This is a genomic window from uncultured Chloroflexus sp., from assembly GCF_937129525.1.
In the GTDB taxonomy this organism is placed as follows: domain Bacteria; phylum Chloroflexota; class Chloroflexia; order Chloroflexales; family Chloroflexaceae; genus Chloroflexus.
Genome location: NZ_CAKZNK010000092.1, coordinates 1 through 22250, shown reverse-complemented (window position 1 = coordinate 22250; position 22250 = coordinate 1). Strand labels below are relative to the sequence as shown.

The following is a 22250-nucleotide window of genomic DNA, read 5'->3' as shown; positions in this document are numbered from 1 at the left end:
TGTTATGGTCGATGAACCATAGCCGTGGCATCAGAGTATTGGGTCAACAACCCGGCAAGTTTCATGCGCAACAAAAACCGATCTCGATTTCGAGCAAAGACTCCCTCATTTGTCCGGCTCCGCTTAAAAAATTGTGCTTTGCGCGCCTCGCCTGGACCAATGATGATCCCGTAACGCGCGTAAAGCGTTTCAAGGAACTGGCCAAACGTCATGGTTTTACCGGCAGGAATAACAGTCATTGTAAGCGTCTTAAGCAAATTATCACCGAGTACGAAACGAGGTTGCGGCCCTCGCAATGGCGCAATCAGACCGATTGATCGGCCAAGACGACGATGAACGCTGACGAAGTGATCGCGAAAGTTCCTACCCATGACTTCATCAAGCGATTCAACTACCTGATCGAGCATGTGCGCTGTATAACCTGCCAGAACCTTCGGCTCGAAGGATTGCATATTTTTTTCAAATTGTTCTCGCCCCTTCCTGCGAATTCCCCCTAAGTAGCGATCAACTTCCGCTCTAATCTGATCGAGAAATTGATCGGGAGGAGTCTGTTTAGCTATCGCTTCCACCTTTGCTTTGATATAGCGTCTGACACGTTCAACCTGCCACTGTTCATGCAAACGCAGTTGATTAGCTGAAAGTGAGCGAACCTTCTGACTTTCTTCATCGCCGGGAATATCAATCAGCAACTCAGGACGACAGACATCAAGGCACTTGCCAGTTTGGCAGAGACTCGGATCATGTTGAGGATGAGCGCGATGGTAAATGTAGAGAATAACGTGAAAGCAAATGAGATGCGCAAGTAATTCCAGGCTTTCAAGAGCATCCAGACTATTATCAAGCAAAATATCGAGATCTTCGGCAAACTGTTGATACAGTTTGCAATCAGGATCAGGTATCCAGCCAGGCGAACCCTGAGCATCATTGTCAGGTGACTGTTTTTGTTCCTGCCAAGTTTGATCAATCAGGCTGGCCAGTTCACCGAGAGACTGATTTTGCTCGGTGAGTAACCGCCACAGGCTACGCGCAATGCGCTCACGTCGCTCAGAGTCGTGTTCCGTGCCAGCAGAAATGATCAAGTAGTAGAGTTCACCTCCCCGCGCAAAGAAGTTACGGGCATTAAACTCGATACTTTCGTCCAGATCATCAGCAGAAAAATGGTCAACAGGCCCCCGGTATGTATCTTTCGTTGATCTCTTGCGTAACGCTTCCCAGAGCAGCAAATTTTCGTGAGCAGGAAATAGACTTTTTGCATACCAAGACCGGTTATCCTCAATAACCGCAAATGATCGCAATAACACCTGGATCTGCTGTAATGTTGCTTCAGCATCATATTTGTTTTGCTCAACCTTATTTACTAAAGCCTCTCTGAGCATTTTGACAGCGCGATCATCTCGGCTATCCTGTGTCTTCTCGTACTTGTCATAGAAAATAAATCTACGCAATCCCAATCTCTTGGGAATTCGATATTTTTGGTGCGGCTGTGTACCTCGACCAAAACTGTAGTCGTATCCAACTAACACGCTGAGAAATTCGAGCAAATATTCAATCCAGTGCTGATTATCACGCAGGCGATGCCCCCAAATAAGCGCCTCAAGCGGGTATTTTTCATCCCTCTGAAACTGACCGTAGACATTCATAGCTCTTACTTTCCTTGAGTTACTCAGCGACAATTTTCCGGTGTTCATTAATTCGCAACCTGCGCAGTTCATACCTGCTGCGAGCAGGCATGAAGAACTCGACCACATGTTGATCCAACGTGGTAGGCGCAAACCGTTTGATCAGTTCATCCTTCAACCGTCGAATGTCAAGCTCGCATTCCGTGGCAAGAATTGCGAAGTTTCCTCCGACGGCTAATCGCATAATGTACTCAAACTGCAAGATCCCCAATCGCCATTTGAGCGGTTCCTGATTTTGTGATGTACGCGGAGGTGAAATATCTAAACAGAGTGTGTATCGAGTGACATCAATGTAATCAGCAGCAGTCTCGTCAAAAAACAGGCGAATATTGTCAATTGGTATCCTAAATAACACTAACGGATGTGGCTGATTAACACTATGTAAATATTGTGCGGTTATATACAGGTGCTGATCTTCGTGGAGATATAGTCGCGAAAAAGCCCGATTTAAGCCCTTAACAAACAAGCGTAATGTTTGTTCGTCTATTCTCTCTCCAGACGATCTGTAGAGCTGGTGGTATTCTTGAAAGAACCGAAACGGTAAGAGTCGGTAATAGTGATGGATCGATCCAGTAAAAAAGATTTTACGTCGGCAATGCGGTAGCCACTTGAGCGCGTCTTGCGCTCGCGAATTATCACTTCCTTCGAGATATGCGCGTCGGTCTTGATTAAACTGCTTAAAGTTTACATCGATTGTCTCGCCAAACAACTTCTGATGGATAAACGTCTCGTCAGATGTTTTCCCTCCACTCAAAATAAATTCGTCAATTTCAAAGCTGGAATGTTGACCGATCTGCAGCCGGGCCAGGAGTTGGGTAAGATGTGACTTGCGGCGAAACCCTTCATCATCAGCTCGTCCAAAGATATTTTCGTAGTAGACAAACTGTGACAAATCACTTCCTGCCTGCTGGATTTTTCTGCATGTTTGGCCGCCACTGATGGTGTATGCGAAATGGATCAGCATGTCACGAACAGTTAGATGTTCGCCAATAGCTTCCAAGAGCTGATACAGAGTTTGCACCCGACTAACAATCTCGTTATTGGCTAATTGCTCAGCATTGTACCGAATCGGGCATTTATCTCGCGCGTGACACTGCTGACAGTCGTGCCAGTGACGCGGATCAGTCATCCAACGCAACGTTTCTGGCACAAATGTTGAGGTTGCGACGCGATTTAGGTTGATTACAATCAAGGATTCGTTGGTAATTTCCGCGCCATTTTCGAGCTGATGATTGATCGTTTGAGATAACTCTCCTCGATGGGGCAAACCTGAAAGCAATTGCCGCAGTCTACCTTCGTTTGCGGCAATGAGATATCGATTAGGATTTGCCGGATTATTTAATCCCTCACCCAAACGATCAAGAATCTCCTTCCCCTTTTCTTCACTCAATTCTGAGAGATCTTTGACAACGAACAAGCGCGTTCCATTGCGCTCAATCGGACGATCAACAAGACTTTCCCACAACAAATCTGACACCTGCGGAGAACCAAACGTCCGCAATACCTGGCGACATAAATAGGTTTTGCCATCACCGGCATTACCGGTCAGAATTACAGAGGGTGGTCGGTCTTTGTTATATACTTCGAGTAAGAATCGCTCAATTTTGGTTTGCAACCGGAGAGGGCCGGCAGCAGGTGGTTGCGCTGCCGCAATATACTCATCGAAAGCGGCTTCATGGTTTGGCGAAGCGGTCGTGTATCGGTTGAGATAATCAACGAATGGATTTTGCACACGTGCCATGCCACCACCTCACAGATGGCAAATATCGCATCCAACCTCGTCATCTTCGGCATCGAGAGCCGCTCCAACCAATTCGATCAGCGGTCGGTTAGGGCGTTTTTTGCGCTCTGTTTCCAGCCGCATAGCGTGTTCGCGCTTGATCTGCGCAATGCGTTCAGGACGTTCCAGTTCAGCCAAACTTTCGCGCTGACGCCAGTAGAAATGTTCCCCGCCTCGTTCCGTCTCATACGCCTTCGCCTGCTCAAACAGATTGGGATGATGCTCTTTCAAGCCTATCCATTCTCCGGTTCGCTGAAAGAAGCAGAAAAAGCAGCCGCTCCGTTGGCGCCAGGAGTAGTATGCCGGCAATCCTAAGCCGCTCATTTCGAGGATACGCTCAATGTCGGCAATCGTCATGCCCAATTCTTTGAATGGATAGACCGGACGCACATTAGGTTTCGTTGAAATGTACCCGCTTCGACCTTCATCTGCCCGAATACCGATATAGCTCCAGACCAGATCATCGCCGATGAATGCTTCAAATGGTTCGATCTTCAGTTTGCGAGTACACCAGCGAACCTGCGCGGAAGGTAGCATCCCGCCATACATATCAAGCCAATGGTCAAATCCGCGCTGGGCATTGAGGCGAATGATAGGACGCTGCAAAAATCCTTCCAGACGATCCAGATATTCGTAGGTTTCTGGCAGTTCTTTGTGCGTGTCGCAGAAAACATATTCAATCTGCGGTATTTTGTCATGGAGATAGATGGCAAGGGCAGTGCTATCTTTGCCACCGCTAAGATTCACAATATGACGACCAGGACGCGCTGCCCACTCACGAATGATGTCAGTCTCGGTTGCCATCAGCAACTCCTCTTTTAAGCATGTTCATCGGTTACAAGATGTTGCAGCATCTCAGCCAGCAAACCAATGCGTTGATCCAGGTTGAGCGTCTGGTAACGTTCCAGCACCGCGCGTAGCTCGCGACGAAGCTGATGAGTTTCATTATCGGCGCGGAGATGAACAACGCGACTTACTTCCCCCTTTCCGTTCGTAATTGCAATGCGAAGAAGGTTATCTTCTCCTGCCTGATGACTTGCGGCAAGTATCAACGCTTCGACTGCGCGAAACCGGCGGGCCAGATCGGCTATAGCTGCGCGGAACACGGGCAAATCGCCGTCTTGCCATTGCTCTGGCGGTCGTTTCATAACAAGCGCTGCGATACTCATTGCCCACGACTCGCCATCAGGCTGAGCTGTCTCCAATCGCGCGCCGAGAGAGTGGAGAAGTGGGTCATTCGTTAGCGCTGCTATACGCTGATAACGATGAAGCAACGCCTGATGCGCTTGCGCCGTATTGTCCGGCAAGGCAAACGCTGTGATCACGCTATTGATAATGTCACGTCGGAGGTTAAGAAACACCGTTTGCAACTCTTGCAAGCCTGCTTGTAACTGATTAATAAAGTCACGAAGTTGCTCCTGCTCAATCGTATCAGTCGATTTCCAGGGCACTATTGCGCAAGCCTGTGGAAGTAGTTCAAACAACAATTCATCGGGTGCGCGTGCGTCGCCTAGCGCTTGCCGAATTGCTTGCGCGCGCTGGCTAATTTGCTTCGTATGTTTACTGTACGACGGCAAACGGTGGTAAACGCGGAGAAATGGCATTGCAACCGCAAGCAGGGCAGGTTGAACTCGTTGCTGCAATGCCTGCGGCGCAAACGTGGCAGCGAGCTGCTGATACACGGCACGGCGCGCTCCCTTTGCCTGGCAAAGGCGCGCAGCAAAATAGTCAGGTCGCGCCAGTAAGCGTTCAAACATCGCCATGTCGGGAATAGGCACGTAGTTACCATGCTCGTAGAAGACCACCTCTCCAGCTCGCGCGACATAAAATGCGACGAAGAGAAGAGGAATAATCCCAGCTTTGACGCCGTAAGGTGGTCGTTGGAGAAACGTATACAGTTCTGTTAGCGGTAGAGGATTGTTTTCCGAGCTGTGCAACTTTTCTTCCAGCGCATTCCATGCCGGACGAAGCTGTAACGGGTCTTCAGATGGCGGCGGCCCGATTTCCCATGCGCCATCTGTTGTTTCACGATGTATCCCGCTGAGCTGGAAGAGGCTGGCATAGATAGCACGCTCTGGAGGATAACCTATAATCCCAAGCAACGCTTGATCAGAGCGGGTAATAAGCGCTTCAACCAGGTTGCGGCGAGCTTTGGCTGCTGCTGATGAGATCGTATCTCGCGCGATGAGTTCATTCCAGATCCGAGGCGACAACCGGTAGGTGATGTCAGCCGCCTGTGATAGAAGTTCATCAATCTGGCGAGCATTGGTCAGCGCAACCGACTGGCCGCGATAGAACCAGCGGCTCTGTGGGTTGAATGCTCTTCTCAATGCTTCCTGTAATACCTGCTCTGCTTCAAGTAGGCGACTTGCCACTTCACGCCGCGCCACCCGGTCATGTTCAAGTTCTTCCCTCTCTTCCAAAAGCGCGCGCAGTGCCGCCACCTCAAGAGTGACATCACGTAACTCGTGGATGCGCTGCGGCAAAACTACGATCCGCGCCGTTTCATCAATTCGCGCCGGATCGGTTGCCCACTGTTCCGCTTGCGCTAACTCTTCTTCATCATTTGGCACAATGTGCAGGATCTCACCATCATAGTTTGGGATTGACGATAGACCTTCACGACACTGATTGAGATCGACGTAGCGAACCGCAAATACGCGCGTTGCTCCCGACTGATAACTGTGTCGATGGGCAATGCGTGGCGTTGTATCGGCATAACGGGATAGTAGCTGGCATACGGATAACTGCTCACTCAATCTGCGTCGAGTTGACAGAGTAAGTTCTTCAAGATCGAGATCACTCCCTTCCCAGAGCACAAAACTATCACGATAGCGTCGATAAATAATGCGTCTGCGATCCTGCAAAGCACGCAGCGCCAACGTGACCTGCTCATCAGCAAGATGATCGGTGAGCGCAAACGAAATTTGTGCCTGACAGGCACGCAAACCGGCAGCTCGCTCCAGCGCATTCAGCACACCAATAACGGTTAAGGTATCAAGAAGATGGGTTTCTGTGACAGCGATTTCTGCCCGCGCTTCCACCAGCTCGGCCCAACGCTGACCACGAGCGCGCGTGAAAAGACCTGCGCCAAGATTAGCTTCAACATAGGCGAACATATGCGTCAGGCGATAGATTGGCACGGAATTACCTTGCTGGGCCTGATTCAATATATCTTGCAAACCCCAGGGTTCATCAGAAGCAAGAAAGGAAAAAAGCGTTCGTTCATTTTGCGCAAGCTGACGCATAATACCGGGGAGAGCAAGCAGCGTCATTGGATGAATCGGAAACGTATCGGCAATAATTTGCCGCCATTCATCCGCAGCGATTTCGTTTGGTCGCAATCCCAGCTCTTCCGTGATGGGCGAGATACGCTCAGACCAGGCAACACGCTGCGCTTTCAACGGATCAGAAACGGCGGGTCGTAAAGCGGCTGCCACCATCCGGATCATCTGGCTGAGTGGCTCCTGAAATGCTAGATCAATGAAACGCCCCTGAACCTTCGCCCACTCGAGCCGGCGACGGCTACCTGCATACGCTGTGTAATGCTCGAAAGCTTGATGCAAAATAGTGACCACCACCACCGGCGTATCGCCACTGCGAGCTGCCATTTCAGCGAGGCTCTGCAAAACAAAGAGATCGCGTTCGTCGTCGTGATGAGCGGCATAATCGAGATACTGACCCAACTCATCAATGATGAGAAGAATGCCAGCATACGTGCCCTCACTTTTCAACAATCGCGCAGCCTCCGCTACCAGCTCGGCAGTAGTGACCGGATCAAGCGGCTCATTTTGGATACATGCCGTCAGATGCTGGCGGAATTGTTTGATCTCTGGCGTTGACAAACGTGATCGTTCCAGCGCATCCAGCAACGACTGCACAACAGCGCGTCGCAACGAACTGTTATTACCTGGTGTTAGAACGGCAAGCAGCGAGGGCACCGTAAGCCACGCATCTTCTACCACAGTGTCTAGATCGTGCAGCATCTGCTGGCGCCTTTTCTGGTTTCGCTGCAAGAAATGAGCTAAAAATAGCGCAAACGCTGATTTACCAGCACCAAAGGGGCCGATCACAGAAAATGCGCGATCTCGACTCCCGGCATGCAAACCTCGCAAAATGCGTTCTAGTGTCTGCCGAACAAGCGGTGTAACTAGATAACCCTTGGGATAATGACGGAGATCATGAAAATCATATCTAATATGCACCGAACGAGTATAGCGTGATGCAATAGAGATAAGTTTAGACATACGCTTTTTCTCGATCAAAAGCGGCTACAAGGAGTGTTCGTTCATCGAGTAACTCAAGATTACGCCATACAATCTGGCGAATACCACCACTGTCGCTGTAAGCGGCCAGGCCATTCGTCATCTCTTCAAAACGGAAGAGGCGACTCAGTAGACTATCTTCATCAAAGCGGAAGATTCGTCCAGGTGATTTTTCACCGTATGCCAAATCGTTAAAAGAGAGTGTTGATCGTCCAAGTGAGATGGCCTGGTTACGCGCAGCCAGCACCACCAGCTCGTCCGGCACATCCGCGCGCAGACCGCTTGTCAGTTGATAGCCGCGTTGATCAGGTAACGCTTGAAGAAGACCGAGATCATGGAGTGGACAATGCAAAACTTCTTCTACAGACTGACTAGCGCCAGCGCGGGTAATATTTGGTCGGATGTAACACCGGAGCATGCAATCAATATCACGATCTAGTGTAGACTCTGAAACAATTTTACTACTACGATGGGAAACGTAGTCTATTATTGAATTGCGAAGCGAATGACCAGTAAATTCACCTCGCTTAAGCAAATTGAACGTGTAATACCACGTAAACGGCGAGTTAGACCTTGCCACAAGCTGATAGTGGATCAGCCAGCGCCCGGTAGGAGTTACCAGGAAAGGATCCCATCCATCGTCCGCTAAGAGGTCGGTACCGAGTTGTGTTGCGCGGAATTCGCCTCGATCGACACGCTCGAAGAGACCGGTTGCCAATCCCCAGAACCGAATCGATTGCGCCATGTTTTTGCCAACGCCGAGCAGAACGAACGCATCTTCACGGCTAAAAAGGTCATCATAGGTACGCAGTAGATCGAAGGCTTTTTTAAGCCAGTTACTTCGCAGGGTGAACGTTTCGTGGCCGCTAAAGATGAAAGATCGAGTCATAAAATCACTATTATGTAAAGTCAAAAAACTGTACAGGAGCATGGAGACAATATCGTATTATAAACATTAAAATAAACTTAGCAAATATCCCGTCTCTCCTACCAAGGATCATCGAACGCACTGCGGTGACGCGCGGTTTGCCACGCTGGTCGCCATGAGTGATCGGCTGTGTCATCGTTTGTCGCCAAACGCATACCCCCTCAGTGCTGCTGAGGGGGCATGGTTGGTAAGGGGCCGCTACGAGACCGGCCTCACGCTCAGCCGGGTCAGGCGCTCTACGCAGCGTTGTCTTCGGCCAGCAACTGGCGTAACACGTACTGCAAGATACCGCCGTGGCGATAGTATTCAATCTCTTGCGGCGTATCAATCCGCGCGCGGGTCTGGAACTCGCGCGCAGTGCCGTCAGCGGCAGTGGCCCGCACGGTCAGAATGCGGCCATTAGCAAAGCCACTGGCAATTGCATCGGCTAATCCGATCACATCGTATACCTCGTGGCCGGTCAAGCCGAGGCTGGCTGCGCTCTCGCCGGGCATGAATTGCAGTGGCACGATCCCCATGCCGACCAGATTTGAGCGGTGAATGCGCTCGAAACTCTCGGCAATCACTGCCTTGACCCCCTGGAGGTAGGGGCCTTTGGCGGCCCAGTCTCGCGATGAGCCGTTGCCGTATTCTTTGCCGGCAATGACGATCAGTGGCGTGCCATCGGCCTGATAGCGCATCGCGGCATCATAGATTGTCATTACCTCGCCGGTGGGCAGGTAGGTGGTGAAACCGCCTTCGGTGCCCGGCGCCAGCTTGTTGCGCAGGCGAATGTTGGCAAACGTGCCGCGCACCATGACTTCGTGGTTGCCGCGCCGCGCGCCGTAACTGTTGAAATCGGCTGGCGCGACCCCATGCTCGATCAGATATTTGCCGGCGGGTGAGTTGACCTTGATGCTGCCCGCAGGGCTGATGTGATCAGTGGTGATGCTGTCACCGAGGAAGGCCAGTACCCGCGCGCCGTGGATCTCGGCCACTCGCTCTGGCGGAGTTGGACTCATCCGATCAAAGTAGGGCGGTCGGCGCACGTAGGTGCTGGCCGGATCCCAGGCAAACTGATCGCCAGCCGGCACTGGAATGTTCTCCCAGCGCTCATCGCCAACAAAGACGCTGGCGTATGAGCGACGGTACATCTCAGACTGGATCGCCGTCTCGATTGTCTGCTGAACCTCAGCCTGTGAAGGCCAGATGTCGCGCAGATAGACCGGCTGGCCATCTTTGCCAATCCCTAGCGGCTCTCGATCCAGATCGATATCGATCCGACCGGCAATGGCGTAGGCCACAACTAGCGGCGGAGACATCAAATAGTTGGCTTTAACGTCCTGCTGCACTCGCCCTTCAAAGTTGCGATTGCCCGACAACACCGACACGGCGACCAATCCGGCCTGCTCGATCGTCTGGCTGATTTCAGGCGCCAGCGGGCCGGAGTTTCCGATGCAGGTCGTGCATCCGTAACCGACGGTGTGGAAACGCAGCGCCTCGAGGTAGGGCATTAAGCCGGCGTTGGTCAAATACTCGGTCACCACTTTCGAACCGGGCGCCAGCGATGTCTTTACCCATGGCTTGACCGTCAAGCCGGCTTCGACCGCTTTCTTGGCCAGCAAGCCGGCGGCCACCATCACCGACGGGTTCGACGTATTGGTGCAGGAGGTGATAGCAGCAATAACGACCGAACCATGGTGCAGTTTGTAATTGGCGCCGGGAACTTCCACGGCGGTAGCGGCAAAATCGGCTGCCGATAGCGCGGTATCGGGCTGATTCGGGTTGACAATTGCCGGCACGGCCATGTGGAAGGTGCGATTGACCTCGGTTAGCGGCACCCGACCTTCGGGTCGTTTGGGGCCGGCCACGCTCGGCTCGACCGCGCTCAGATCAAGCTCGATGACCGTTGAATACTCGGCTTCAGGGGTGTGTTCGTCGTGGAAGAGACCCTGCTCCTTGAAATACGCCTCGACCAGCGCGACCCGTTCTTCGCTGCGTCCAGAGAAGCGCAGATAGCGCAACGTCTCGTCGTCAACCGGGAAGATACCACAGGTTGCGCCATACTCTGGCGCCATGTTGGCAATGGTTGCCCGGTCGGCAAGCGGCAAGTTGGCCAGGCCGGGGCCAAAGAACTCGACAAATTTGCCCACCACGCCAAGCTTGCGCAGCATCTGCGTCACGGTCAACACCAGATCGGTGGCGGTTGCACCCTCGCGCAGCCGTCCGGTCAGCTTGAAGCCAACCACCTGTGGGATCAACATTGACAGGGGCTGACCGAGCATGGCTGCTTCGGCTTCGATACCGCCCACACCCCAACCCAGCACGCCAAGGCCGTTGATCATCGTGGTGTGCGAGTCGGTGCCGACCAGAGTATCGGGGTAGGCCTGCACTGCGCCCTGCGCGCGCGGATTCTCATCGCTGGTGAAGACGACGCGCGCCAGATACTCAAGGTTGACCTGATGGACGATGCCATTGCCCGGCGGCACGACTTTGAAGTTGTCAAAGGCCGTCTGACCCCAGCGCAAGAAAGCGTAGCGCTCAACATTGCGCTGGAACTCAAGGTCTTTGTTGATCAACAACGCCGCTTCAGAGCCATACGCATCAACCTGCACTGAGTGGTCGATGACCAATTCTACCGGCTGCAACGGATTGATCCGGCGCGGATCGCCACCCAGCTCGGCCATAGCGTCACGCATGGCCGCCAGATCGACCACGCATGGCACGCCGGTGAAATCTTGCAAAATCACGCGCGCCGGCATAAAAGCCACTTCCCGCTCGGGTTCGGCTTGCGGCTGCCAGTTGGCAAGCGCCAGGATGTCATCGGCAGTGACGGTGCGACCATCTTCGTGGCGGAGCAGATTTTCCAGCAGAATGCGGAGCGAGTAGGGCAGACGGGTCAGATTGATGCCGTGGGCAGTGAGTGCGTCAAGGCGGTAGATTTCATAGACGCGATCGCCGACGGTTAACGTCGAGCGAGCGCCAAAGCTGTTAGCCATCGTTTTTCTCCTTCGGTTGAACTCCCGCAACGGAAGGCCTTTCCATCTTGTGGTAGTGCGATTATAGCATGAATGCGTCAGTTGTTGTGATAGTGAGCACAAACTTTTAGAAAGTAACTTTTTGGTTAAAAACACAGGTTATGTTGTTGATTTCATAAATCAGGACAATTATCGCGCTACTTTCCGGTGAGATCTGCGTATAAGATCGTGCGTGTCTGAATATAACGCCTCTATGATCTCCTCCATTTACTGTATTCAGGCAATGCGAATGGTATCTATTTTTTTTGCAAAGGAGGTTGATCATGAAGCGCGCGGTTCACTACATGCCAATCTGGTTTCTCATCGGTCTGCTCTGCGCAAGTCTGGCGCCGGCGGCGCCGGCCCCGGCGCAAACCCTTCGTTTACCCATCTTTCGCCTCACCAGGTTAGCTGTCAGCAATGACACAACTCAGCAGTTGGGCGGCAGATTGGAAGGGGTTGGGCGCGCCGCAGCTACCGGCCAGGACACCTTCAACGACAGACAACGCTTCTTCCGGCTAAACGAAGCAAACCGCACTGTCCTGACCCAATATGCGGCGTCAGGCGGTTTCTTCGCCTACGACATCGACGGTCTCGATTTCTCGGCGCCAGTCGGATCGGTTAATGAAGAAGCGGCCAAACGGCTCGCCTGTCTCTTCCTGGTTAACAATAATTTTGCCGGTCACGACGGTGTGCTGGAAGGAAACGGATTGAGTAACTATCCGGCGCGCACCCGGGCGCAGCCAGGAGCATGCGATTCGACGAAGGACTTCGGGCGCACCACGCTGATTCGGGCAGCTCAAGCGCCGGTCTCAGGCGGCACGCCGGGACAGGTGAGCGAAACGGTGGTTGGCGTCGTGGTAGAGGTGCCGTTTGGCTTCGGCGGCGACCAGTTTATCGAGATCGGAGGCGCCGGCGGCCACATCTCACTTCTCTTCACCACCACCGATACCACCGGTACCACACCGCTGAGCAATAGCAGTGACTCACTCGACGATGCCATCCCCGGCCTGGTCGCTGTGGCAATGCCGTTTTACGGGCGGAGCCTGGATTATGTCCGTGAAACGCCGGTGCGCTCGCTCGCCGAGGTGCGCAATGAAGTGGCCGATCAGGTTCGAGCCGCATATCCAAATGGCACTGTCAACGTTCCTGAGCCGGTCTTAAAATACATGGTTGACGACGCCTCGCGCGAGCAAACAATTCTTGAGCCTGAGGCAGTTTTCGACAATATCACGGTGACCCTGCCGAATGGAGACGAGATTGTCTTGCGCTCGTTCTCGATCCCGCTCGCCGCAACAGGCAGTAACAGCCCCGCTCCCAGTGTCGCGATCACCACGCCGGCTAATAACAGCCTGTTCAATGCCGCCAGCCCGATCAATCTGACCGGCTCAATCTCCAGCGGCACTGCGCCGTACACCTACCAGTGGTTGCTCGGTGATGAGACACCGCTCAGCGACCCGACCACACTTAGCGATCCTGGCAGTGTCAACCTTTCAACCACGTTACCAACAACGATCCGCGAAACCTCACCGGATGCAGTGACAATCATTCTGCGCGTAACCGACAACAACGGCTTTCAGCGCGAAGCCAGCATCAGCCTGACACCGAATTTCAGCTTCACATACATCCCAGTCGTAACCAACCCTGGCAGTAGTTCGACCGCCTTACCGACGGCAGAACTGGCCCAAACCATATATACCTATGGCATTGAAGGCGTTTGGGATTATCCGCCTAGCGGACCGGGTGGCTCCGATTTACCTGCAGTAATACCAGATGTGAGCGGGTTTTCGTCTGGGATGATCCTGGCAGGCTACAGCTCGCGCTTCTTGTGGTACAACAACAACGCATGGGAACGCGACTGGCGCGATTGCAGTCTCGGTGGGATCGATTGCACGGCCGGTGTCGATCGGGCCGCTTTTGTCTACTACGCCGGGCACGGTGGTCCAGGCGGTATCTCGTTAGGCTCAAACAAAGATAGCACCTGGTTTGACGGCACCAATGCCCGTTACCAGAGCCTCCGCTGGGTCGGTTTTGCCTCGTGTCAGACGTTGCGCGTGCAGGGATACGCATCGGGAAGCGAACCGATTCGACGCTGGTTCGGCGCGTTTCAAGGGGCGCATATGTTGCTCGGTTTCAATAGCAACATGGCCGATGTTGCCTTCGGCGGGACACTGACGGCCAATATGCGTATGCCGTCATTTCTCGGCATCGACTTTCCCTGGGCCCAACTGACAATTGCCCAGGCCTGGGTCAAGACCGCCTTCGATATGAACGCGGGCAAGCCGGCCTACATCTATGCGCGGAGTAATACCGTCAATCCGCTCAATGATAAACTGCCCAAACCCAATTCGCCGATGCCGCCGCGCCCGCTGCCGGTGACATCGTATCACTGGGTGTGGTGGACGTTTTAGGGGATAGTCGTCCTCTCCCCTGTGCCCGCGCGCGGGCGCAGGGGGGAAAACATCGCGTCCTCACAGTAGCATGAGGAGAAGGCGAGTCAGCAGCCGCAGCAATCCCCACAATGTACGGAAGGTATGCTGCGCCATCATCGCTGCACCTAAGGGAGATCAACGGCAGGATGGCGCGCGCTTTGCCTCTACACCCCTTATCTGCACGTGAAGATGAAGGCAGGTAAGGACGTGAATGGATGTCGCCAGCGCCACACACCTTGAACGCACCAGGGATCACGTCTCAACTGCAAGGATTTTGGCAGGTGGAATGTTAACATCTATGCCTGTGGTATCATGCGAAGTGGTAAAGGTACAACGCCGAAGACGTTGAACATTCAACATTAGAAGGTTGCAAATGTTCCCTACCCTGGAACAATTGCCTGACATTTTTAAGAAATACCCAGGGATCCAGGCAGTCTATCTGTTTGGATCAGCAGTTAGCGGCAAGCTCCATGCCGAAAGCGATCTCGATCTGGCGATTGTCCCGCGACCGGGCGCTGGCGAACTTCCCCGTATCGACATCCTAACCGATCTGGCTCGGGCCGGATTCTGCCGGGTCGATCTGGTTGTCCTCGACACGGACGATATTGTGTTGAAGCATGAGGTTGTGCGTCACAATCGCGTCATCTATCAGACCGAAGACTTTGACCGGGGAGCGTATTTTTCCAGGATCACGCGCCAGTTCCTGGATTTTCGACCCTACCTGGATGTCCAACGCAAGGCGTACCAACAGCGAGTGTTGCATGGTCAGACCCGAAGTCATCCGCAAAAGGCTGGAAAAGTTGGATGAGTATCTGGCTATTTTGCGCCAGTTACAGCGGTACTCATACGATGAATTTGTCGGTAACCCCGAACGATATGGGAGCGCAGAGCGGTTTCTACAACTGGCGATCGAGTCGCTCAACGATCTGGGAAATCATGTCGTTGCAGAACAAGGTTTAGGAACGATTGACTGGTATAGCGACATTCCTCGTCGGCTGCGCGAAGCGGGTCTGATCGATTCTGCTCAAGAGGAAGCCTGGATCAGAATGATTGGTTTTCGTAACATCCTCGTGCATGACTATCTGAACATCGACCGCAGCATCGTTTATCGTGTTCTGCAAGACAATCTCGATGATCTGGAAGCATTCAAACCGGTCTTTGCGCAATTGCTCTAACCGTGGCGTTGTTCCGCTGTGGACGCGCTCTCAGTGGCTAGATTTGGCGCAAGCTGCCACTCCGCCACTATCGATTGCGCCCGCAGCAATCTCCGGCGTGTCGCTCAGCCGAGCCGCTAGTTGGTGATCGCCTCGGACAGCGCCACCACCTGCTCGCGGTGGTTATTGTGGGTGAGGCGCGCTGCCCGACCAGATCGATCTCCACGTTCTGTTGCAGTTCCAGCAGCGCTCTAGGCGCTGATGACGCGCGCTTTGAACGCCTTAGCGAAGCCCTGGCAGGTATCGAGCGCGCGCCTCCAGATCAAGGCATTCTGAGGTATAAGCGCTTGACATTGCTCAAGCGCACCTGCACGGCGCGAGCAATGCCCTGCGGCGCTAGAATAATAAACTGCCCAAACCCGGTTCACCAATGCCGCCGCGCCCGTTGCCGGTGACATCGTATCACTGGGTGTGGTGGACGTTTTAGCGGTAACATTAGCAGCGTAGAGAAAGCGCGACAACTGCGTACAGTTGTCGCGCTCCTCTCGCCAGCCCGACCCTGTCACTCCCAAATCCCGGCCATCTCCCAGGCGCGGAGCGCCACAACTTCGGCGCGCCCGCCTTCTGCCAGCAGCGCGACGCCGAGACTGTCAGGCCGCGATGGATAGATGCGGCTGGTGATCGAGCGGCGCTGATTGGCAAATACTTCGATCAACGAGCCGTCGAGGAAGATACGCAGATGGAGCGGTTCGCCGACGGTCAGCGGCAGCAGGCAATGATGCGAGTCGCGCCAGACTTCACCCGCCAGCGCTGAGCGGCTGCGGTCGAGCGTAAGCGTGTCGGTATCGGTATCGTAGCGCAGAATCGTCGCTTCGCTCCCATCGGGACTGGCCCGCAGCCAGATGCTCAACGACCCGCTTGCCGGCGGATGGGCGATAAACTCAAGCTCAAGATGCGCGCCTTGGATCGCCATCCATTGCAGCGCGCCCGGCGACACGTAGCCGGGCGCTGCTTGCGTGGCAACCCCGCGCAACCGCTCGACCTCGGCAATCGGTATGGTCACGAGGGAGCCATCACTGGCCAGTTTTACCTCGCGCGGCAGCGACATCACGCCAGCCCAACCTGCTGCCCGTGTCACCGCTTCGCTGCGCCCCTCCATCGCCCAACCAAACATGATCCGGCGACCATCGCGGAGCAGCGCAGTCTGCGGCGCGTAAAAATGAACATCACCGGCATCGAGTTTGTGGATGGTATGAGGCGTAAACCGACTATCGCCATACGAACCTTGCATGGCGATAGTGTAGTAGGGGCGCTGATCCCATACCGAACAGATCAGCACATGATCATCGCCCAGCGCAAAGAAATCGGGACACTCCCACAGCGTGCCCGTCCAGATTGGTTCGAACTGTCCGGCATCTCCAACCAGTAATGGCCCTTCATACTTCCAATGACGCAAATCGTGGGAGCTGTAATGCAGCGCAGCGCCGCCCTGGCCGCGAATGCCGGCGCCGATCAGCATATGCCAGCATCCGGCTTCGCGCCAGATGGTGTGGTCGCGAAAACCGAGCAGATCGAGGTCAGGCGGTGGCGCAGAGATGATCGGCTGCGGCCATTTTTGCCAGGTGACCATGCCATCGTAGCTCACTGCCAGACAAGGTTGCTGTGTTTCGGGCAGACGAAATCCGGTATAGATCAGCGTAGGCGTGCCGTGATCATCAACTGCGCACCCCGACCAGCAGCCATCGGCATCCGGGCCATCAGGGGTTGGCGCCAGCGCAATCGGCTGATGCTGCCAGTGAATGAGATCACGACTGGTCGCATGTCCCCAGTGAATGTTCCGATGAAATGGCCCAGCGGGGTTGTACTGATAAAAGAGATGAAAGGTATCACCCCATTGGATCAATCCGTTCGGATCGTTCATCCAGTTGGCCGGTGGCAAAAAGTGATAGCGAGGACGATGGCAATCGTTGAGCATAAATCTTTGGTGACCTCTTTCTGCCAGAGCGAAACAGGATTGCTCTTTCACCATACAAGCCAGGAGCAGGCGCAGTAACCCAGGCCGGGCTTCGCCTGCTTCCTTGAGCGAGACAAGCACTAATTAATGATCCGCAGCACCTAGCCCTTCACCGAACCGGCCATCAAACCGCGAACGAAGAATCGTTGCAACGAGAAGAAGACGATCAACGGCACGACCATCGAGACGAACGCGCCGGAAGTCAGCAGATGCCAATCCTGCCCGAACTGCCCGAGGAGACTCAGCAAACGCTGGGTCACGACCTGAACGCGCGGTTCGGCGCCTAAGAAGACCAGCGCCACCAGCAGATCGTTCCACGTCCACAGGAACTGAAAGATAGCGAAACTGGCCAATGCCGGCATCGAGAGCGGCAAGATGAGGCGGGTGAAGATGGTGAAGTGAGTCGCGCCATCGAGAAACGCCGACTCGAAAATATCGCGCGGGATGGTGCTAACGTAGTTGTAGAGCAGATAGACGGCCAGTGGCAACCCGAAACCGGTGTGGGCCAGCCAGACACCGAGATAGGTACCACCGAGCTGCAAGGCCACGTAGTCGCGCAGGATCGGAACCAGCGAGATTTGCAGCGGCACCACCAGCATTGCCACAACCAGAATAAACAGCGCGCGCCGACCAGGAAAGTCGATCCAGGCGAAGCCATAAGCGGCAAACGCGGCAATTAAGATTGGAATAATCGTCGCCGGCAACGCCACGGTCAACGTATTGAGCAGCGCGACTTCCATACCAACGCGGCTACCACCGGTCGGCGCCGGGCGATCCGGCAGAGGCAAACCAAGCACGACTCGATAGTTATCAAGTGTAAACCGGGCCGTATCCGGGTTTGTCACCACCGTCCACCAACCGCTTGTCTTAACATCGTCAGCGGGTCGAAACGAACTCACCAGCAAGCCGATGGTCGGCGTGATCCACAACAGAGTGATTGCGATCATCACCACGTAGACCATCACCGTGCCAAAACGAATCCGCGGGCGGTGGCGAGGGGCAGAAAAAGTTGTGCTGGTCATCGGAAGGCCTCCGTCTGCTTACCGAACTGACGCAGGTTGTAGTACATCACCGGCAACACTGCCAGCAGCAGGATAATCGCAATCGCTGCCGCGCGACCGTTGTGTACCTGACGGAAAAGCTGCACATACTGGACATTGGCAATCACCTGTGTGCCAAAATTTCCACCGGTCATCGACTGGACAATATCGAAGATTTTTAAGGTAAAGAGAATGATTGTCGTCGTGACCGTGATTAGTGTCCCTTGAATAGAGGGCAAGATAATGCTGCGAAAGATTTGAAATTCGTTGGCGCCATCAATGCGACCCGCTTCGAGCAGATCGGAGGGGATGCCTTTAATTGCCGCCGAAAGGATAACCATCGAATAGCCGGTCTGAAGCCAGACCATAATAATCACCAGGAAGAGATTATTCCACGGCTGCAACAACAGCCAGCCCTGCGACTCAAACCCCAGCGCAGTGATGATCCCATTGAGCAACCCGATCTGATTTGCGCCGGTCGGTCGATACTCGTAGATAAACTTCCAGATCACCGAAGCGCCCACCCCTGAGATCACCATTGGCATAAAGATCAATGCCTTACAGATCGTCTCAAATACCGGATGGGTACGATCAACCAGAACGGCAATCAGCAAGCCAAAACCGACACTCATGGCCGTGCCGAAGATCATCCAGAACAGGAAATTGTTCCGGTACGACTGCAACATCTCCTGGCTGGTGAAGGCATAGATATAGTTGTCGAGACCAACAAAATTGATCCCGCGGGCATCGTACAGACTGGCGATAAACGAGCGGATAGTTGGCAAGACCAGATACCAGGTCAAAATTGCCAGCGCCGGCCCCACGAAAACGAAAGGAATAAGGCGTCGTCGCCAGGCCGGCCCAAGCTGTTCGATGACGTAGTTTGAGATGGTGAAGAGCGCCAACACACCGCCAACACCCCACAGAATCGCGATGATTGCCGTGATCCATTGGGGGATCTGCGTATCACGCAGGAAGATAAAGACCTGATACAACACCAGAAAGGTGACGGCAGGCACAAATAGCGAAACCAGCAAGCGGCCAATCGTGGTTGAGAGAAACGCGCCAATGCCGTTTGCCGCGGGGGAGCGGGTTATTTCCCGTGTTGGTCGCATGAAACTCCTCCTTGCGTGGCAACATTGCCAGACCAAACGTTACAGTGAACGGGATTGCACAACACTGGTGGCGCAACGGATGTCTCAACGTTGCCAGATCACAACGTTATGGTAAAAGAGCGCGGCGGATCGGGTGGCGACCCGCCGCATAAGAGTCTCTAACTCATTGTCCCGCCGCATCGATCTCGGCCAGCATCGTATCGAGATCGCGATTGCCGCTGGCCCAGTCGGTCACACCCTTCCAGAAAGCGGCATTAACGGCAGCCGGCATCGCATCCGAAGCGTCGAAGCGAGCTGCCTGCGCGGCAAGGATGGCCTCGGCAACCTGGCGCTCGATTGAGGTTGGATAGACGCTCAGGTCTTGATCCTTGTGGGGGAAGATACCGCCACCGAGTCGCGCCCACGGCGTGGCTGACGCGCCGGTTGCCATAAACTCCATGAACTTCCGCACCTCTGGCCGATCGCGATCCTTGAGCACGACGAAGACATCGCCACCAACCTCAAGCGCCGGTGTCACGTTGGGATCGATTGGCGGCATAACAAACAGACCAACCTTGTTGTCCAGATCGGCCTTCACCGAATCCTGGAAGAAGTTGGTGACAAAGCTGCCCTGCAAGTGCAACCAGCAGTTCGGCGGCTCGGTAAAGAGGAAGGTCGCCGCATCGCCGAAATTGGTCAACACGATCGACTGCCGACCGCCATAAACGTTGCCATCGGTGAACCAGACCTCACCCAGAATCTCAAACGCGCGCTTGACTCCGGGCGAGCTAAACGGCAACTCCCCTGCGATCCAGCGATCGTAAGTCGCGGTAGTCTGAGTGCGCAGCATGATATTTTCGATCCAGTCAGTGCCTTTCCAACCGGTTGCTGCGCCTGACTCGATACCCTCGCACCAGGGCGTGTGACCGTTGGCCTTCATCTGCTCGGTCAACGCCTTCAGCTCATCCCACGTGGTGGGCACGGTATAACCGGCAGCCTCAAACGCCGGCTTGTTGTACCAGATAAAGCCCTTGGCATTGACGCGATGGAACACACCATAAGGCGTGCCGCCAAAAGTGCCCAGTTCTTTCCAGAACGGAGCATAGTTCTGATCGATCAAAGAAATGATCTCAGGCCACAGCGGCACAAGATTGCCTTCGGCAGCCAGCCGAGCCGCGCCACCGGGTTGCGGAAAGCCGGCAATGTCTGGCGGATCGCCAGCCTGCACACGCACAACAATCTGAGTGTCGAAGTCATTCACACCGGTGTAGACGACGTCAATATCGGGATTTGCCGCCTCGAAGACCTTGATCACCTCTTCAAAAGCATCGGCCTCAGTGCCTCCGAACGCGCCCAATATAGTTACTCGCTTCTGTTCCCCAGCGGACGGCTGAGTCGTGGCGCCAGCCTGGGGTTGAGTCGTATCACCACCACCGCATGCAGCCAGCACAAAACCTACGATGGTCATCACTGTGACCACCAGCATCATACGTGAACGATGCATTGTTCCATCTCCTCACTGTTCAACAACGGTCACCATTGACAAAACGGCTTTACGCGATAAAAAAAGCTGCGGCACCTCCTTTCTCATTCAGGTTGCCGATGAATAACGGCTAACGTCTATATCGAAGCCCGTTCGACGAGCGGGCAGGGAATGGTATGCTGAATTGGCGGTAACTGCTCGCCAGCAGACAGGGTTTGCAACAACTCAACCGCTCGCTGTCCCATCTCGTAGTGCGGCAAAGCCACCGTTGTCAAAGGCGGGTAAAGCTGGGCGGCAATTAGCTCAAGATTGTCGAAACCGATCACTGCCACATCCTGGGGAATGCGCAGTCCTGCTCGCTTGATAGCGTCATAAGCACCCATCGCCATCTTATCGTTGAAACAAAAGATCGCTGTTGGCCGATCGGGCAATTCGAGCAGTTCACGAACGACAGCAAAGGTATCCTGAGCATTTGAATGGCAGCGACGCACCAGCGTCGGGTCGAACGGCAAACCATAATCGGCCAGCGCCTGCCGATACCCCTCCAGGCGGCCAAACAAAGCCGGCATCGGAATGGTCTCGTTAACAAAAGCAATCCGGCGATGTCCCCGCCGAATCAGGGCTTCAGTGGCGGTATAACCACCCTGTTGCTCATCCGGCACAATGGCCGGCAGGGAGCGATCGGCCACAAAGCAATTGAGCAGCACGGCGGGCACTAACCCTATTTCTGGCGGTGGCACAACCTCGTGATGATACATTGTGGCGTATAGCAACCCCTCTACCCGCCGTTCCAGCATAAATTGCAGCGCTGTCTGCTCAATATCACGCTGGCCACTCGTGTTCACTACCAGTAACATTTGACTACCCGCCCAAGCCTTTTCTTGCGCGCCGAGGATCATACGCACCGCATACGGCGAAGTCGCCACCTCGTCAGAGATCAGGCCGAGGGTCTGCGAATGACGGGTGCGCAGACCGCGCGCCATTGCGTTGGGACGCCAACCCAGCGCGTGGATGGCAGCCCATACCCGATCGCGCGTCTCCTGACTGATCGCGGCGCTGGCGACATTGTTGACCACGAAAGAAACCGTGGTTTGGGAAACACCAGCCAGCCGGGCAACGTCGTACATTGACGGCGGACGGTTACGTTTTGAGCGAGAGTGGTCAGCCATTGACCTGAATAATCTTACTAAAACGAATTACTAATTCGATTTATACCATGATACCATTGACTTGTCAAGGGGATGATACCAGAAAAAACCGTTTTGTTGTAAATAGTCGATAGCCGATAGCCGGCGCTGTGCGGGCAATGGCAGGTGGAGCGGGAGCGGGGGTAGGGGCGCAGCGCTGCTGCGCCCAGCCATCTGCCAGGAGAGCGATAGTCGATA

Annotated in this window: 14 protein-coding genes; 3 read left to right on the top strand and 11 right to left on the bottom strand. The window is 54.3% G+C overall.

Annotated features, from left to right (window positions below):
* Positions 1–2: 2 nt before the first annotated feature.
* The 6 genes from Q0650_RS11575 to acnA form a co-directional block, all read right to left on the bottom strand.
* Complete coding sequence (locus Q0650_RS11575) at positions 3–1640, bottom strand: hypothetical protein (RefSeq protein WP_298819111.1); 1638 nt, start codon at positions 1638–1640, stop codon at positions 3–5.
* 19 nt (positions 1641–1659) lie between these two features.
* Positions 1660–3420, bottom strand: a complete 1761-nt coding sequence (locus Q0650_RS11570; RefSeq protein WP_298819109.1) for a hypothetical protein — start codon at positions 3418–3420, stop codon at positions 1660–1662.
* A 9-nt stretch (positions 3421–3429) separates the two neighbouring features.
* On the bottom strand, positions 3430–4263 hold the full coding sequence (locus tag Q0650_RS11565) for a phosphoadenosine phosphosulfate reductase family protein (RefSeq protein ID WP_298819107.1): 834 nt from the start codon (positions 4261–4263) through the stop codon (positions 3430–3432).
* Between the two features lie 14 nt (positions 4264–4277).
* On the bottom strand, positions 4278–7445 hold the full coding sequence (locus Q0650_RS11560; RefSeq protein ID WP_298819105.1) for a hypothetical protein: 3168 nt from the start codon (positions 7443–7445) through the stop codon (positions 4278–4280).
* Positions 7446–7698: 253 nt separating this feature from the next.
* Entirely contained in the window at positions 7699–8613 is a 915-nt protein-coding gene (locus tag Q0650_RS11555) for a DUF4007 family protein (RefSeq protein WP_298819103.1), read from the bottom strand.
* Positions 8614–8888: 275 nt separating this feature from the next.
* The gene (gene acnA / locus Q0650_RS11550) at positions 8889–11630 is read right to left on the bottom strand and encodes an aconitate hydratase AcnA (RefSeq protein ID WP_298819101.1); all 2742 of its coding nucleotides are present in this window, start codon (positions 11628–11630) and stop codon (positions 8889–8891) included.
* A 302-nt stretch (positions 11631–11932) separates the two neighbouring features.
* Between acnA and Q0650_RS11545 the strand changes: the two genes are divergently transcribed.
* The 3 genes from Q0650_RS11545 (at position 11933) to Q0650_RS11535 (ending at position 15255) form a co-directional block, all read left to right on the top strand.
* Positions 11933–14059: a DUF6345 domain-containing protein gene (locus Q0650_RS11545; protein ID WP_298819099.1), complete on the top strand. Its 2127-nt coding sequence runs from the start codon at positions 11933–11935 to the stop codon at positions 14057–14059.
* A 394-nt stretch (positions 14060–14453) separates the two neighbouring features.
* Positions 14454–14888, top strand: coding sequence for a type VII toxin-antitoxin system MntA family adenylyltransferase antitoxin (locus tag Q0650_RS11540; protein WP_298819097.1), 435 nt, complete (start codon positions 14454–14456; stop codon positions 14886–14888).
* Positions 14881–15255: a type VII toxin-antitoxin system HepT family RNase toxin gene (locus Q0650_RS11535; protein ID WP_298819095.1), complete on the top strand. Its 375-nt coding sequence runs from the start codon at positions 14881–14883 to the stop codon at positions 15253–15255. Before Q0650_RS11540 ends, Q0650_RS11535 begins: the two co-directional genes overlap by 8 nt.
* 541 nt (positions 15256–15796) lie before the next feature.
* Here the strand turns inward: Q0650_RS11535 and Q0650_RS11530 are convergent.
* From Q0650_RS11530 to Q0650_RS11510, 5 genes are all read right to left on the bottom strand, one after another.
* On the bottom strand, positions 15797–17209 hold the full coding sequence (locus Q0650_RS11530) for a glycoside hydrolase family 32 protein (RefSeq protein ID WP_298819093.1): 1413 nt from the start codon (positions 17207–17209) through the stop codon (positions 15797–15799).
* 140 nt (positions 17210–17349) lie between these two features.
* Positions 17350–18270 carry a carbohydrate ABC transporter permease gene (locus tag Q0650_RS11525; protein ID WP_298819090.1) on the bottom strand — a complete coding sequence of 307 codons (921 nt, stop codon included), beginning with the start codon at positions 18268–18270 and terminating at the stop codon, positions 17350–17352.
* Positions 18267–19403, bottom strand: a complete 1137-nt coding sequence (locus Q0650_RS11520) for a carbohydrate ABC transporter permease (RefSeq protein ID WP_298819088.1) — start codon at positions 19401–19403, stop codon at positions 18267–18269. Before Q0650_RS11520 ends, Q0650_RS11525 begins: the two co-directional genes overlap by 4 nt.
* Positions 19404–19566: 163 nt before the next feature.
* Positions 19567–20886 (bottom strand): ABC transporter substrate-binding protein, encoded by a 1320-nt coding sequence (locus Q0650_RS11515; protein ID WP_298819086.1) that lies wholly within the window; start codon positions 20884–20886, stop codon positions 19567–19569.
* 116 nt (positions 20887–21002) lie between these two features.
* Positions 21003–22034, bottom strand: a complete 1032-nt coding sequence (locus tag Q0650_RS11510; protein ID WP_298819085.1) for a LacI family DNA-binding transcriptional regulator — start codon at positions 22032–22034, stop codon at positions 21003–21005.
* Positions 22035–22250 lie beyond the last annotated feature (216 nt).